At 70.4% G+C, this 15,307-nt stretch carries 16 protein-coding genes; 2 read left to right on the top strand and 14 right to left on the bottom strand.

Going from position 1 to position 15,307, the window contains the following annotated elements:
• Positions 1-33 precede the first annotated feature (33 nt).
• From ACZ58V_RS00575 to proS, 12 genes are all read right to left on the bottom strand, one after another.
• Positions 34-558, bottom strand: a complete 525-nt coding sequence (locus ACZ58V_RS00575; protein WP_468195070.1) for an NUDIX hydrolase — start codon at positions 556-558, stop codon at positions 34-36.
• Positions 548-1,327, bottom strand: coding sequence for a signal peptidase I (lepB, locus tag ACZ58V_RS00580; protein ID WP_468195067.1), 780 nt, complete (start codon positions 1,325-1,327; stop codon positions 548-550). The genes ACZ58V_RS00575 and lepB (ACZ58V_RS00580) overlap by 11 nt, the downstream gene beginning before the upstream one ends.
• 51 nt (positions 1,328-1,378) lie before the next feature.
• Positions 1,379-2,341, bottom strand: a complete 963-nt coding sequence (gene lepB, locus ACZ58V_RS00585; RefSeq protein WP_468195064.1) for a signal peptidase I — start codon at positions 2,339-2,341, stop codon at positions 1,379-1,381.
• Entirely contained in the window at positions 2,229-3,320 is a 1,092-nt protein-coding gene (lepB, locus tag ACZ58V_RS00590) for a signal peptidase I (RefSeq protein WP_468195061.1), read from the bottom strand. The genes lepB (ACZ58V_RS00585) and lepB (ACZ58V_RS00590) overlap by 113 nt, the downstream gene beginning before the upstream one ends.
• A complete protein-coding gene (lepB, locus tag ACZ58V_RS00595) occupies positions 3,313-4,041 on the bottom strand; it encodes a signal peptidase I (RefSeq protein ID WP_468195058.1) in 729 nt (242 codons plus the stop codon). Before lepB (ACZ58V_RS00595) ends, lepB (ACZ58V_RS00590) begins: the two co-directional genes overlap by 8 nt.
• 45 nt (positions 4,042-4,086) lie before the next feature.
• Positions 4,087-4,437, bottom strand: coding sequence for a 50S ribosomal protein L19 (gene rplS / locus ACZ58V_RS00600; protein WP_030852073.1), 351 nt, complete (start codon positions 4,435-4,437; stop codon positions 4,087-4,089).
• A gap of 135 nt (positions 4,438-4,572) precedes the next feature.
• On the bottom strand, positions 4,573-5,406 hold the full coding sequence (gene trmD / locus ACZ58V_RS00605; RefSeq protein WP_471287732.1) for a tRNA (guanosine(37)-N1)-methyltransferase TrmD: 834 nt from the start codon (positions 5,404-5,406) through the stop codon (positions 4,573-4,575).
• Entirely contained in the window at positions 5,406-5,948 is a 543-nt protein-coding gene (gene rimM / locus ACZ58V_RS00610) for a ribosome maturation factor RimM (RefSeq protein WP_382496900.1), read from the bottom strand. Before rimM ends, trmD begins: the two co-directional genes overlap by 1 nt.
• An 82-nt stretch (positions 5,949-6,030) precedes the next feature.
• A complete protein-coding gene (locus tag ACZ58V_RS00615; protein WP_115744409.1) occupies positions 6,031-6,270 on the bottom strand; it encodes an RNA-binding protein in 240 nt (79 codons plus the stop codon).
• A gap of 2 nt (positions 6,271-6,272) precedes the next feature.
• Positions 6,273-6,701 carry a 30S ribosomal protein S16 gene (gene rpsP / locus ACZ58V_RS00620; protein WP_468195053.1) on the bottom strand — a complete coding sequence of 143 codons (429 nt, stop codon included), beginning with the start codon at positions 6,699-6,701 and terminating at the stop codon, positions 6,273-6,275.
• A gap of 284 nt (positions 6,702-6,985) precedes the next feature.
• Complete coding sequence (locus ACZ58V_RS00625) at positions 6,986-7,594, bottom strand: hypothetical protein (protein WP_184598513.1); 609 nt, start codon at positions 7,592-7,594, stop codon at positions 6,986-6,988.
• Between the two features lie 304 nt (positions 7,595-7,898).
• Entirely contained in the window at positions 7,899-9,314 is a 1,416-nt protein-coding gene (gene proS, locus ACZ58V_RS00630; protein ID WP_189727989.1) for a proline--tRNA ligase, read from the bottom strand.
• Between the two features lie 199 nt (positions 9,315-9,513).
• Between proS and ACZ58V_RS00635 the strand changes: the two genes are divergently transcribed.
• The gene (locus tag ACZ58V_RS00635; protein WP_189727987.1) at positions 9,514-10,368 is read left to right on the top strand and encodes a methyltransferase domain-containing protein; all 855 of its coding nucleotides are present in this window, start codon (positions 9,514-9,516) and stop codon (positions 10,366-10,368) included.
• A gap of 139 nt (positions 10,369-10,507) precedes the next feature.
• A complete protein-coding gene (locus ACZ58V_RS00640) occupies positions 10,508-11,110 on the top strand; it encodes a hypothetical protein (protein WP_468195046.1) in 603 nt (200 codons plus the stop codon).
• 83 nt (positions 11,111-11,193) lie between these two features.
• Here the strand turns inward: ACZ58V_RS00640 and ffh are convergent, their stop codons facing one another.
• Both ffh and ACZ58V_RS00650 read right to left on the bottom strand, forming a co-directional pair.
• Positions 11,194-12,744 (bottom strand): signal recognition particle protein, encoded by a 1,551-nt coding sequence (gene ffh, locus ACZ58V_RS00645; protein ID WP_468195043.1) that lies wholly within the window; start codon positions 12,742-12,744, stop codon positions 11,194-11,196.
• A gap of 81 nt (positions 12,745-12,825) precedes the next feature.
• Positions 12,826-15,273, bottom strand: coding sequence for a [protein-PII] uridylyltransferase (locus ACZ58V_RS00650; RefSeq protein ID WP_468195040.1), 2,448 nt, complete (start codon positions 15,271-15,273; stop codon positions 12,826-12,828).
• Positions 15,274-15,307 lie beyond the last annotated feature (34 nt).

The following is a 15,307-nucleotide window of genomic DNA, read 5'->3' on the forward strand; positions in this document are numbered from 1 at the left end:
GATCCCACCATTGTGCGCCAGTCCTGTGAGCCCCTAGACGATTTCCGGGTCAAGGATCACGGGCCTGGCCGGGGGACCTTCGTCGAGCAGCGTACGCAGCAGCCCGGCGAGTCTGGTCGGATACACCGTCTCATGTGCCCGGGTCAGTTCCGGACACGTCCACCAGCGCGCTCCGGCGACACTGCGCCGCTCCAGCTCGGTCAGCCCGGCGGCGGCGATCTCCGTTCGGTCCGTACGAGCCAGGTAGTACCACTCGTCCTGGTCCCAGCGGCGGCCCGCGAACGGGAACGAGCACTTCCGCCGCCACAGCACCGGGCCGAGCTCGACCTCGGTGATGCCCGTCTCCTCGATGAGTTCCCGCAGTGCGGCCTGTTCACGGGTCTCGTCGCCCTCCACTCCGCCGCCGGGGGTGAACCACCAGTCGTCGGCCGGATCGTCCGGCTCGTGCCCGTGCAGCAGCAGGATGCGGTCCTGCGGGTCGAGCAGCACGACCCGGGCGACCTTGCGCAGCCCGCCCTCGGAGGAGTCCTGGCCCTCCCCCGCGGCCTCAGCGGACACCCGCGGGCTCCGCGCTCGACCGCCGGGCACGGGCCGCGCCCGCACGCTTGGCGATCGGGCCGTAGGCGCCCCCGCCCAGGACGAGCACGGCGCCGGCGATCACCGCAGCGGTGATCGTCAGCAGCGGTCCGGGCGAGGAGAGGCTGCCGAGCGCCTCGAAGCCGGTCGGGCGCTCCAGCATGCCCTTCATCGGGTACACGACGGAATCGACGCGGGCGTCGACGGCGGAGCGCGCCACCGTGCCACTGGCGGCGTCGGTCAGGTGGGCGGTGGAGTCCACGGAGCTGCCACGCTCGTCGCCGAGCAGGAACAGCCGCCCCTTGGGAACGGTCACGGTCGGGAAGTTGCTGATCTCGGCCGGCGTGCCCTTGGGCAGGTAGGGCTCGTCGATCTCCTTGCCGTTGACCTTGAGCTTGCCGTCCTGGCAGCAGGAGACCGTGTCGCCGCCGATGGCGACCACGCGCTTGACCATCGGCGCGTTGGCCCAGGTCGTGTCCTTGAAGACGACGACATCGCCGCGGCGCACCTCATCGCCGTCGACGCGCTGCGCGAGGATCCGGTCGCCCGCGTCGATCGTCGGTGTCATCGAACTGGTGGGCACGGTGTACGGCCGGTAGACCACCGCTCCCCAGGCGAACCCTCCGAGGAAAAGCACGAGGCCCAGCGCGACGGCCAGCCCGGACAACCGCTGTCCGGTCCGGCTGCCCACCGGGCCCGTACCTGTGCCACCGCTGCGCGGGGCCGTGTGCGTCATGCTCTCGCCACCCATGGGTCCGCACCCTACCCGGGGGTACCAGCGAGGGTCAGCCCGCCGTCGGAATCATCGCTTCCGGCGCCACCACAGCACCACGGGCACCGCACCGGCGAGCGCCAGGCCCTGGGGCGCCACCGCCCAGCCCGCCGCGGCCGGCTGGGCGTTCAGACCGGACTGGTCGAAGGTGTCCGGCACCGGCAGGTTGTCCCAGCGGTTGATCGGCCATGCGATGACGACGGCCCGTCCGACGACCTCCTTCACCGGGACCATGCCCTTGTGCCGGTCCGCCTGGTTGTAGCGGGAGTCACGGGAGTTCTGCCGGTGGTCGCCCATGACCCAGATGTAGCCCTCGGGGACCTTCACCTTGAACTGGCCGCCCTGGTCGTCGACGCTGCACGGCGTGTTGCCCGGGTAGACGTACGACCGATCGTCCAGCGCCTTGCCGTTGACCGTCACCGGACCCGTGCCCTTGCACTCGATCGTGTCGCCGCCGACGCCGACGACGCGCTTGATGAGGTCCTTCTCCTCCGCGGACGGCATGAGGCCGATCCAGCTGAGGAACGTCTGCAGCGCGTTCGGGTCCGTGGTCGGCTCGCCCGCCAGCCAGTTGTCGGGGTCGTGGAAGACGACGACCTCGCCGCGCTCGGGCTCGGAGCCGAACCAGGGGGTGAGCTTGTCGACCAAGACGCGGTCGCCCTGCTGGAGCGTGTTCTGCATCGAGTCGGAGGGGATGGAGAACGCCTGCACCAGGAAGGTCTTGATCAGCAGCGCCAGCACCAGCGCGATGCCGATCAGGATGGGCAGCTCCTTCCAGAAGGAGCGCGCCTTCTTCGGTGTCCGGTTCGTACCGCCCGGCCCTTGGTTCTCCGCTGTGGTGTGCTTGCCTGTCACCCTGTCGTCCTCGGCTGCCCCGGAGTCATTCCCGGAGGTCACGGCGCTGTCCGCGGCCGGGACGGCGGATTCCGCGGGGCGCCCGCGATGCTCCTCGCCGTCGTGTCCGGACCGTGCGCCGACCGCCACATCCCCCACGCCAACTCCTCACTCTGTGCCGCCGCCTGCCCCATACACGGCGCAGGCCCACCACTCCCATAACGAGCGGGAGTTCCGCAGGGGTCGGGAGCTGGATCGTTCCGTTCGAATCGTCGGAGGCAACCCTATGCGACAGCCGGGCGGCAGCGGTCGACCCGGTGGCCGAGTCGGACACGGAGGCGTACGTGGTCGGTTCCTCCAGCATGTTCCAGTGGCCGAAGGGCCAGGCGATGACCATGGCGCGGCCCACGACCTCGTCCTCGGAGACCGTGCCTCCGTAGTCGGTGTCCTGGTGGGCGCGGGAGTCCGCGGAGTTGTTCCGGTGGTCGCCCATCACCCAGTACCGCCCCTGGGGGACCGTGATCTCGAACGGCGTGTCGGACGGGGCGTTGCCGGGGTACAGGTAGTCCTCGTTCAGCGGGATGCCGTTGACGGTCACGCGCCCTTGGGTGTCGCAGCACTTGACCTTGTCGCCGCCGACGCCGACGACCCGCTTGATGAGGTCCTTCTCGTCCTCGGACGGCAGCAGGCCGATGAAGGTGAGCCCTTCCTTGACCTGCTTGATGACGATGGGGTCTTCCTTCGGGGTGGCGGTCTGGTCGTCCTGGAGCCAGCCGCCGGGGTCCTTGAAGACGACGACGTCCCCGCGCTGCGGCTCGGAGCCGAACCACGGGGTGAGCTTGTCGACCAGGACGCGGTCGCCGATCTGGATCGTCTGCTCCATGGAGCCCGACGGGATGACGAAGGCCTGGACGAGGAAGGTCTTCAGCACGAGGGCTATGAGGACGGCGACGCCGACGAGGAGCGGTATCTCCTTGACGGCACCGCGCCTGCGGCGCCGCTTGACCTTGCGCTGGAGCTTGCGCCGCTCGGCGCGGGTACGTCCGCCGGACGGGCTGGCGGCACGCCGGGCGCCGGTGGGCAGCAGGTTTTCCGCGGCGCTGGTGGCGACGCCGCGCGGCTTGCCGCGGTTACCCATGGGCGCCCGCCCTTCCGGCGTCGGGAGCGGGCACGCGCGCGTAGGCGTCCGGGCGCTGGAGCCGGGTGGCGTGGCCGAAGGGCCAGACGATCCAGTCGGCGCGGCCGATCACGTCGCCGACCGGGATCATGCCGCCGCCCGGGGAGCCGAGGTGGTCGCGGGAGTCACTGGAGTCGCCGCGGTGGTCGCCGAGGACGAACAGAGTGCCGTCGGGCACGACGACGTCGAAGGGAACCGTGGAGGGACTGTCCCCGGGGTACAGGAAGCCCGACTCGTCGACCGGCCGGCCGTTCACCTGGATCCTCCCCTTCTTGTCGCAGCAGACCACGCGGTCCGCCCCCACACCGACAACGCGCTTGATGTAGTCCGCGTGCCCGAAGTACCCCGTACCGTCGAACACGACGATGTCTCCCCGCTGCGGCTGGGCATCGAAACGGTACGCCAACTTATTTACGAGAACCCGGTCCCCGATCCTCAATCCCGGCTCCATGGATCCGCTGGGGATCTGGAACGGCCGCAGCACGAACGTGCTGAGCAGCAGCAGGAAAAGCAGGCAGGTCAGCAAGGTCAGAGTGATCCGGCCGCCCGGGACCCATGCGCTGACACGCGACACCAACGCGAAACGCGACCGTTCCTCCGGCCCTCCTGAGTCCGAGGTCTCCTCGGAGTCGGAAGGGCGGGAGGAGCGGTCGCGCTCCGTCGGCTGTGCTTCGGTGTCCATCGGAGCCAGATGCTATCCGGCCCCGACGCGAACCCCGGAGAGCGCTCAGTTCTCGCGCTTCTCCTTGATCTTCGCGGCCTTGCCGCGCAGCTCGCGCAGGTAGTACAGCTTGGCGCGGCGGACGTCACCCTTGGTGACGAGCTCGATCTTCTCGACGATCGGGGTGTGCACCGGGAAGGTGCGCTCGACGCCGACGGAGAAGGAGACCTTGCGGACCGTGAAGGTCTCGCGCACGCCGGAGCCCTGGCGGCGGATCACAACGCCCTTGAACTGCTGCACACGGGAGCGGTTGCCCTCGATGACGCGGACGTGGACGTTGACGGTGTCGCCCGGGCGGAAAGCGGGGACATCGCTGCGCAGCGACGCGGAGTCGACGGTGTCGAGCAGGTGAGACATTTCGTCTGCTTTCCTCGCTGATGCCACAGGTCATCAACGGAATCTAGGTGTTTCGGATCAGGGCTGTACGCGTCGGAACGGGCGTCATCTCCCCCTGTGGCAGGGGCGCACGCCGGACGGACGCACAACAGCGACCTATTGTTCCATGCCCTCGGTCCTGCGCCAAAATCGGCCGTACGGCTCCCCCGCGGGGTCCGGAGCCCAGCCCAGGATGGACAGCATCTCGCGGTCCTTCTTGTCGAAGGCCTTGGGATCACACCGCTCGATGAGGTCGGGCCGGTGGGCGGTCGTACGCTTCAGGGCCTCGTCCCGGCGCCAGCGCGCGATCTTCCCGTGGTGGCCGCTGAGCAGCACGTCGGGGATGTCCCGGCCGCGCCACTCGGGCGGCTTGGTGTAGACGGGCCCCTCCAGCAGGCTCGCCATGGCGCCGGGCGCGAAGGAGTCGTCCCGGTGGGACTCGGCGTTGCCCAGGACGCCTGGGAGCAGCCGCGCCACGGCCTCCGTGACGACGAGGACGGCCGCCTCGCCGCCGGCCAGGACGTAGTCGCCGATGGACACCTCGTACACCGGCATCCGTGTCGCGTACTCGTCGACGACCCGCCGGTCGATGCCCTCGTAGCGGGCCGGCGTGAAGATCAGCCAGGGGCGCTCGGAGAGCTGGACGGCGAGTTCCTGGGTGAAGGGGCGCCCGCTGGGCGTGGGCACGATGAGGGCGGGCTGGCGGGAGCCGGCCTCGTAGCCGTCGGCCAGGACGGAATCGAGCGCGTCCCCCCAGGGATCGGTCTTCATGACCATGCCGGGGCCGCCGCCGTAGGGCGTGTCGTCGACGGTGTTGTGGCGGTCGTAGGTCCAGGAACGCAGGTCGTGCACATGGACGTCGAGCTGTCCACGCGCGCGTGCCTTGCCGACGAGGGAGACGTTCAGCGGTTCCAGGTACTCGGGGAAGATCGTGACGACGTCGAGGCGCATTACGACTCGTCCCGGCTGGACGCGATCTCGGCGCGGTCGTCGATCAGGCCCGGCGGCGGGGTGATGACGGCCTTCTGCTCCTCGAGGTCGATCTCGGCGACGATCTCCTCGACGAAGGGGATCAGCACCTCGCTGCCGTCGGGGCGCTCCACGATGAACAGGTCCTGGGAGGGCAGGTGCGAGATCTCCGTGATCCGGCCGACCTCCGTGCCGTCCGCGGTGACCACGTCGAGGTCGATGAGCTGGTGGTCGTAGTACTCGTCCTCGCCCTCGGGCAGTTCCTCCGGGTCGATCTCGGCGATCAGGAGGGTGTTGCGCAGGGCTTCGGCGCCGGTGCGGTCGCTGACGCCCTCGAAGCGCAGGAGGAGACGGCCGCTGTGGACGCGGCCCGTCTCGATGGTGAGCGGTCCCGTGGTGGCGGGATCGGTGGCGAGTACGGCGCCGGGCGCGAGCCTGAGCTCCGGCTCGTCGGTACGGACCTCGACGGTGACCTCGCCCTTGATGCCATGGGCACGGCCGATCCGTGCGACTACCAGCTGCACGTGTCCAACTCTCCTGTCATACGACTGCGGGCCGGGGACGGCCCTGAAGGCCCTCCCCGGCCCGAGCCGGTTGCGATAAGCGTCAGCGGACGTGGTCCACGTCGACGAGGTCGACGCGGACACCGCGACCGCCGATGGCGCCCACGACGGTACGCAGGGCGCGTGCGGTGCGGCCGTTGCGGCCGATCACCTTACCGAGGTCGTCCGGGTGCACCCGGACCTCGAGCACTTGCCCGCGGCGCAGGTTGCGCGAGGCGACCTGCACATCGTCAGGGTTGTCGACGATGCCCTTCACGAGGTGCTCGAGAGCCTCCTCGAGCATGCTCAGGCCTCAGTCGACGCAGACGCAGAGGACTCAGCGGCCGCCTCGTCCTTCTTCTCAGCCTTCTTCTTCTGGGTGATGGCCTCACCCTTGCCCTCGTCGTCGCCACCGAGGGCCTCGAACGACGGGCGGGCCGACTTCTCGGCGGCCTGCAGCAGCGGAGCCGGGGCGGGCTCGCCCTTGTACTTCTGCCAGTCGCCGGTCTTCTTGAGGATGGCGAGCACGGGCTCGGTCGGCTGCGCGCCGACACCCAGCCAGTACGCCACACGCTCGGCGTCGACCTCGATCACCGACGGGTTGTACGTCGGGTGGTACTTGCCGATCTCCTCGATGGCCCGGCCGTCACGGCGGGTACGGGAGTCGGCGACGACGATGCGGTAGTGAGGCGAACGGATCTTGCCCAGACGCTTCAGCTTGATCTTGACTGCCACGGGAGTGGATTCTCCTGGATTTGACGTGGTTGGGCACGGCGAGACGGCCGCGTGGGGTTGCGGTACCCGAGTGCCCGATGGACGCGTCAGCCGGAGGAGAGAGGGGTCCTGTGCGACTGTCGAGTACAGCTAGCCATTGTGCCACACCCTGCCGGGCGGCTTTGCCGGGGGTGCGCCGCTCCACGGGCATGCCGGGCCGGCACCCGGCGCGGAGGTGAGGTACGTCGGGTGCACACCCCGGCAGCGCGTCTCGACCGGCAGCCACGAGATGCCGGTTGCCGACGTCAGCCCGCCACCGCTCCCGCTCCCACGACGTCCGGGATACGGAACGGCTTGCCGCAGCCGCCGCAGACGATCGGCGCCTGGGCGAGTACGGACGGAACCACGCGCACGTTGCGGCCGCAGTCGCAGACCGCCTTGACGCGTACGCCGCCACCGGAGGAGCCGTGGCGTGCGGCCGGGCCCCGGAAGGTGCGGGAGGTGTCGGAGGAGGTCGCGGCCGTGTGGGCCTTCAGGGCGCGCTGGAGGCGTTCCATCGTGGGGCGGTAGCGGCGCTTCGCCTCGGGGGTGAGCGTGACCAGGGAGAAACCGCTGCTGGGATGCGGTTCCTCGGGGTGGTCCAGGCCCAGCTCCTCGGCGATCGCGAGGAATCTGCGGTTGTGGTAGCGGCCGGCACGGGAGGTGTCGCGGACGCCGCGCGAGGCGGCGATGCCATGGACTGCCTCATGGAGCAGTCGCTCGAAGGAGAGCTCGTGACCGCACGCGGACGACGACTCCCCGATCAGGGACTCTGGCGCGGCAAGGTCGGGCAGCTCGGGGTGGTACCGCTGAATATCGGCCCACGCCTGTGCCAGCTCTGCGGCGAGAACAGGTGGTGTCTGTGTCGTGCTCACGTAATGACAACGAGCCGGGGTGCCACAGTGTTCCGATTCCGGGCCATCCCAAATAATTTGCACGTACCCGTCAGTTGCCTCTGATGCGTCCTGACGAGGGCGCGTGCGCTGATCTGTGGAGAAGCCTCGCAGCTCACCACAAGGTGGTGCGTAGTTCCGCGTACGCCCACCCGTCTCCCGCCACCACCCTCAACGGAGGCCCTGCGGGCCACCCCTCTCGACCGGCGCGTAGATCAGGTCCACGCGCCGGGGAAGCAGGGGTCCACATGTACGCAAGAGGCGTTTCGGCCGCCTCGCGTCCCGCTCAGTAAGCGCGTGCCACGACGGCGACGTTACCGGGTGCGTCATCGGCGTCCGGAACCGACCCGTCCTCGGCGACCAGACACCGTACGGTCGCCGCGTGATCGGCGAGCTTGGACTCGCCCTCCTCGCCGAGCACGGCCCAGGGGATGCGCGCCCAGCCGCCGGCGGTGGCCGCCTCGACGGCCTCCTCGAACGTGGCGACCTCGGTCGTACGGGACTCGCGGCGCTCGCGGGACTGCTTCAGCAGCAGGGCCTGGTCCTCCTCCAGGACCTCGGGCAGCAGCGACACCAGGGAGTCCAGGGACACCGGCTCCTTGCCTCCCGGGATGCGGCGCGCCAGCATCGCCGTGCCGTTCTCCAGGTCGCGCGGGCCGACCTCGATGCGCACCGGGACGCCCTTGAGCTCCCAGTCGACGGCACGGCGGCCGAAGGGGATGTCGGTGCGGTCGTCGACCTGGACGCGGACACCGGCGGCCTTCAGCCGGTCGCCGAGCTCGCGGACGGTGGCCAGAACCGCCTCGTCGCCCTTGATCGCGAGCACCACGGCCTGGATCTGCGCGAGCCGCGGCGGGACGCGCAGGCCGTTGTCGTCGCCGTGCATCATCACCAGGGCGCCGATCATGCGGGTGGTGGAACCCCAGGACGTCTGCCAGACCAGCTCCTGCTTGCCGTCCTTGGACAGGTACCGGGTGTTGAAGGCCTTCGCGAAGTTCTGGCCCAGTTCATGGCTCGTGGCCATCTGGAGGGCCTTGCCGTCGCCCATCATGCCTTCGAGGGTGAGGGTGTTGACGGCGCCGGCGAACCGCTCCTTGACGGTCTTGCGGCCCGGGACGACGTCCATCGCGAGCACGTTCACCATGAAGTCCTCGTAGACCTGCCGGTGAATGTGCGCGGCGAAGTCGCGCGCCTCCTCGTAGGTGGCGTGCGCGGTGTGGCCCTCCTGCCAGAGGAACTCGGAGGTGCGCAGGAACAGGCGGGGCCTGAGCTCCCAGCGCACGACGTTCGCCCACTGGTTGATGAGCAGCGGCAGGTCGCGGTAGCTCTGCACCCACTTCGAGAAGTAGTCGTTGATGATCATCTCGGAGGTGGGCCGGACCACGGCGGGCTCTTCGAGTTCCTTGCCGCCGCCATGGGTGACCACGGCCAGCTCGGGCGCGAAGCCCTCGACGTGGTCCGCTTCCCTGGTCAGGTACGACTGGGGGATCAGCAGCGGGAAGTACGCGTTCTGGGTGCCCGTCTCCTTGATGCGGGCGTCCATCTCGGACTGCATCCGCTCCCACAGCCCGTACCCGTACGGTCGGATGACCATGGTGCCGCGCACCGGACCGTTGTCGGCGAGTTCCGCCTTGGTGATCAAGTCCTGGTACCAGCGCGGGAAATCGTCCGCCCGGGGGGTGAGAACGGGTGCCTTGGTCATGGCGAGATGGTACGGGCCCAAGTTGCCGGAATGTGAAATCTCGCCATAGGCACATGACAACTCATATGCCGGGGCGCATTCCACTGGACGACAGGTCGAGGGGGGAGTTTCCTGGCATACGGGGGTAGTGCGAGCGCACTGTCACGGGGGCCATGGAATCGGGCAAGAGGCAACTCTCGGCGGATTGGGGCGCTTACTTATGACACCTACGCTCGTGCGGCAGCACCTGCCTCACGCGGGGGCCGCACCCCGCGTGGACCTGCGTGCACGCGCGCGTGACTGGTCCGAGATCCAGGAGCGGATGCTCGTACCGCTCTACGAGGCCGTCCACGAGCGACTGGACGTGGGTCCCGCCACGCGGCTGCTCGGCCTCGGCTGCGGTTCCGGACTCGCCCTGCTGATGGCCGCCGCCCGGGGAGCGACGGTCACCGGTGTCGACTTCTCCCCCGAAAGAATGACCTTCGCACGGGAGCGGCTGCAGCCCGAGGCGTGGGGCACGCGCCCGCGTGCGGAGACCCGGCTGGTCGAGGGCTCGCCCCGGGACGCGGCGGTGCCGGGCGCTCCCGCGTACACCCTGGTGACGGCTTTCGAGCCGATCGGGTGCCTCGCGGGCGACTCGGAGGGGATGAGCGGGCTGCTCGCGGAGGCGACGCCGCTCGCCGAGCGCGGTGCGGCCGTGGTGCTGGCGGGCTGGGGTCCGCCGGAGCGGTGCGCCACGACGTCCGTGCTGCGGGTGGCCACCAAGCTGGCGGAGCCGCTGCGCAACACGGGCAGCTGGCGTCCCGCCCTCCGCGACGACCTGGAGGACGTCGCCCAGCGGGCCGGGCTCAAGCCGGACGGTTCCGGGCGGGTGGCGTGCCCCTTCGGCTACGCCGACGCGGACAGCGCGGTACGCGGGCTCAAGTCGACGGGGCTCTTCGACGCGGCGATGGCCGCGACCGACCAGGTGCAGGTCGACAAGGAGCTGAGCGAGGCACTGCATCCGCACCAGCGGCAGGACGGGACCGTGTGGATGCCCAATGTGTTCCGCTATTTGATCGCCCGGGTTCCGTAAAGATCGAGCTTTGTCTGGTGCAGGTGTGAATGGTGTGAAGAAAGCACGGTGCGGTGCTTCTGACGCCTTGAAGTGGATCATGACCGCTTAATCTGATCCATCGCTCGGGGGATCTACACATCTGCATACAGGAGCTGCTTTGCCGCACCACACGACCGCGCTGCGTCTCGTCGCGCCCGTCGCCGTCCTCGCCCTGTCGCTCACCGCCTGCGGAGGCGGCGACGACAACGCCGACGCGAAGAGCCCGGCCACCGAGAAGGCCAAGGCCTCCCCCTCGCCGGAGCCGACGTCCGGCGGCGAGATGGGCAGCGGCGAGAGCGCCACGGGCAAGGTCGACGAGGACCCGGGCAAGGTCACCTACGAGATCCTGGCGCAGAAGGTGGACGTGGGCACCGAGTCCGAGGCCGCCAAGGCCGTCTCGGAGCCGGACAAGGTCAAGGGCAAGGTGCTGGCCACCGCGTACCTGAAGTACACGCACAAGAGCGGCCCCGCCCTCACCGACGGCGCCGACGTGCACGACGGCACCACGGTCTTCGCCGACGGCCAGCGCGGCACCGTCCTCATCGGCGCCTCCGAGGACGCCGCGGGCTGCGAGGACCCCTACGACGTCGACAGCTGGAAGCAGGGCGACAGCCACGTCTTCTGCGAGACCTACGTGATCCCGGCCAACGCCAAGAACGTCGAGGTCCACTGGTCCGAGGAGGACGGCGAGCCCTACATCTGGAAGTTCCCGAACGCCTGACCGGCAGGCCGCTGACAGAGCACCGAGGGCGCCCCCTTCCGGAAGGAAAGGGGGCGCCCTCGGTGTCGTGCGGGTACGGGCCGTCAGCCCATGAACTTCTTGAACTCGTCGGGGAGTTCGAAGTCCTTGCCGCCCTGCTGCGGCAGCCCGAAGGCGTTGCCGCCCTCGGCGGCCGCGGCGCGACGGGCCTCGGCCTCCTGCTCCTGCTGCTTGCGCTTCATCGGGTTGCCGGAGCGCTGCTTGCCCTTGGCCTGCTTCTGCTTCTTCTTCGTCCGGCCGGGGCCGCCGCCCATGCCCGGCATGCCGGGCATCCCGGGCATGCCGCCGCCCTGGGCCATGCGGGACATCATCTTGCGGGCCTCGAAGAACCGCTCGACCAGGTTCTTCACCGCGCTGACCTCGACACCGGAACCACGCGCGATACGGGCGCGGCGCGAGCCGTTGATGATCGTCGGCTCCTGGCGTTCGGCCGGGGTCATCGACTTGATGATGGCGGCCGTACGGTCGACGTCCCGCTCGTCGAGGTTCTGGATCTGGTCCTTCATCTGGCCCATGCCCGGGAGCATGCCGAGCAGCTTGGAGATGGAACCCATCTTCCTGACCTGCTCCATCTGGGCCAGGAAGTCGTCCAGGGTGAAGTCCTGGCCCTTCTTGGACGCCAGCTTGGAGGCCATTTTCTCGGCCTCTTCCTGGCTGAACGTCTTCTCCGCCTGCTCGATCAGGGTGAGCAGGTCACCCATGTCGAGGATGCGGGAGGCCATCCGGTCAGGGTGGAAGGCGTCGAAGTCGTCGAGCTTCTCGCCGTTCGACGCGAACATGATCGGCTTGCCGGTGATCTGCCGGATCGACAGGGCCGCACCACCGCGGGCGTCACCGTCGAGCTTGGAGAGCACCACGCCGTCGAAGCCGACGCCGTCGCGGAAGGCTTCGGCGGTGTTGACCGCGTCCTGGCCGATCATCGCGTCGACGACGAACAGGATCTCCTCGGGGCTGACCGCGTCCCTGATGTCAGCGGCCTGCTGCATCATCTCCTGGTCGATGCCGAGGCGGCCGGCGGTGTCCACGATCACGATGTCGTGGACCTTGGACTTGGCGTGCTCGATCGAGTCCTTGGCGACCTTGACCGGGTCGCCGACGCCGTTGCCCGGCTCCGGCGCGTAGATGCCGACGCCGGCGCGCTCGGCGACGACACTGAGCTGGTTCACGGCGTTCGGGCGCTGGAGGTCACAGGCGACCAGCAGGGGCGAGTGGCCCTGCTCCTTCAGCCAGCGGCCGAGCTTGCCCGCGAGGGTGGTCTTACCTGCACCCTGCAGACCCGCCAGCATGATCACGGTGGGCGGCTGCTTGGCGAAGCGCAGGCGCCGGGTCTCGCCGCCGAGGATGGTGACGAGTTCCTCGTTGACGATCTTGAGGACCTGCTGGGCAGGGTTCAGCGCCTTGCTGACCTCGGCGCCGAGGGCGCGCTCCTTGACGTTCTTGATGAACGTCCGGACGACCGGCAGTGCCACGTCCGCCTCGAGCAGCGCGATCCGGATGTCCCGGGCCGTGGCGTCGATGTCCGCTTCGCTGAGACGCCCCTTGCCGCGCAGGTTCTTGAAGGTCGCTGAGAGGCGATCGGAAAGAGTATCGAACACGGCGCTCGCGGTCCTCAGGGTTGGTGGCTACAGGGAATCGCCCTCCAGGGTATCCCGGCGTGACAAGTCGCCGGGTCGGCCTCACCCACGCAGTGTCTCCTCCAGCTTCCGCGCCACCGAGGCCGCCTCGTCCCCGGGCAGGGGCGCGCCCTCCGGGCCGGTCACGTAGAAGGCGTCCACGGCGTTGGCGCCAAGTGTGGAGACATGCGCGCTGCGCACCTGTACGCCCGCGTCCTCCAGGGCACGGCCGATGCGGAACAGCAGGCCCGGGGCGTCCTGGGAGCGTACCTCGATGACCGTGGCCAGCCGGGAGGCGGCCGGGTGGACCGACACCCGCGCCGCCGGGGCCACCACGCCGCGGCGGCGCGGATAGGCCGCGTCCCGTTCGGCGAGGCGGCCGGCGATGTCCAGGGTGCCGTCCAGGGCCCGGACCAGGTCCGCGCGCAGCCGGGCGGCCTGCGGCAGGGAGCCGTACTCGGCGGCGACCCGCCAGTCCAGCAGCAGGACGGAGCCGTCGACACCGTCCGGGAGGGTGACCGAGCGCAGTTCCGCCGTGCGCACGGTCAGCCGGTGCATGGCGAGGACTCCGGCCATCGCGGGCAGGACGCCCGGCTGGTCGGGGACGGCGATGAGAAGTTCCACACCCAGCGGCTCGGGGTCGCCGGACGGCTCCTGACCGGCGGGCGGCTCGGTCTGTGCCCGCAGGGCGAGGACCGGGCTGCCCGTCGCGGCCGCCTCGAGGGCGAGGCGCTCCTGCTCGGCGGTCGGCGCACCCTCCTCGGGGTCGTCCGGGGCGTCCCCGGCGAGCACCGCCGCGACCCGCTTGACGAGGTCGGCGACGAGCGAGCCGCGCCAGGACGACCAGGCGGCCGGTCCGGTGGCCAGGGCGTCGGCCTCGGTGAGCGCGTGCAGCAGTTCCAGGGTGCCCTGGGAGCCGACGGCCTCGGCGACGGAACGCACGGTGGCAGGGTCCTCCAGGTCACGCCGCGTGGCCGTCTCGACGAGGAGCAGGTGGTGCCGTACGAGGGTGGCGACGACCGTCACCTCGTGGCGGTCGAAGCCGATCCGGGCGGCCACGTCCTTGGCGATGATCTCGCCGGCCACGGAGTGGTCGCCGGGCCAGCCTTTGCCGATGTCGTGCAGCAGCGCGGCGACCAGCAGCAGGTCGGGGCGGCTGACCCGGCGGGTGAACTCGGATGCCTGTACGGCGGTCTCGATGAGGTGCCGGTCGACGGTCCACAGGTGCACGGCGTTGCGCTGCGGGCGGCAGCGGACCCGCTCCCAGTCGGGCAGCAGCCGGGTGATCAGCCCCTCGGCCTCCAGCGCCTCCCAGACCTCGACGGTCGGGCGGCCGGAGCCGAGCAGGGTCACGAGCTGTTCGCGCGCCTCGGCGGGCCAGGGCGTGGGCACCGGGCGCGTGGCGGCGGCCATGCGCCGTACGGCGTGCAGGGAGAGCGGGAGTCCGGCCTGCGCGGCGGCAGCCGCGGCGCGCAGCGGCAGCACCGGGTCGCGCTCGGGGCGCGCGGCACGGGCGAGCACCACCTCGCCGTCCTGCTCCACCACCCCTTCGGCCAGCGGAGACCGCTCCGTCACGGACTTCCCGCCGCCCAGCATGGCGCGCAGCCGGGGCCGCACGGCGCGCGACCGCAGCACACGCCCCACCTCGCGCCAGGTGACATCGCTGGCGTACGAGACGAGCCGCGCCGCCTCGTACACCTGCCGCAGCAGTGTGTCGGCGTCGAGCAGGCCGAGCTCGGCGGCCACCTGGTCCTGCTCCTGGAGGGCGAGCCGGTCGGTGGCGCGCCCCGTGGCCAGGTGCAGGGCGTCCCGTACGTCGAGAAGCCGGCGCCGGGCGTCGGCGAGGCCCTCGCGCGGGGCGTCGGCGAGCCAGGAGGCGGCGACGGCGCGCAGGGCGGTGGCGTCGCGCAGCCCGCCCCGGGCCTCCTTCAGGTCGGGCTCCAGCAGGTACTGCAACTCCCCCTGGCGCTCGGCGCGCTCGGCGCACAGTTCCTGGAGTTCGGGGAGGCGTTTCGGCGCCTGGTTGCGCCAGTCGGCCAGCACGGCCGTGCGCAGTCCGGCGGTGAGGCCGAGGTCGCCGGCGATGTGCCGGGCGTCCAGCAGGCCGAGCTGCACCTTGAGGTCCTCGCCGGCCGTCTTGCGGGCCTCGACGGGTGTGCGCACGGAGTGGTCGAGGTCCAGACCCAGGTCCCAGACGGGGTACCAGAGCCGGTCGGCGAGGGCGGCGACCGCCTTGGTGTCGCTGCCGTCGTGCAGCAGGAGCAGGTCGAGGTCGCTGCGTGGGGACAGCTCGCCGCGTCCGTAGCCGCCGACGGCGACCAAGGAGGCCCCGCGCAGGCCCTCCGCGCCGGCGGCGAACAGGCCGGTGAGCCAGTCGTCCGTCAGCTCGGCCAGGGCCGCACGGCGCGGCGGCCCGGACCGCGTCTCCTCGGTGAGGAGACGCAGCCGGGCCGCCGCGTAGCCGCTGGGTCCCGAGTCCTCTGCTTCCTTCTGCACGTCCGTTCCCGTCACCCGGCGACTCCTGTTCTGTTTGCCTGCCTTAGGG

Source organism: Streptomyces sp. NPDC040589 (genome assembly GCF_055594445.1).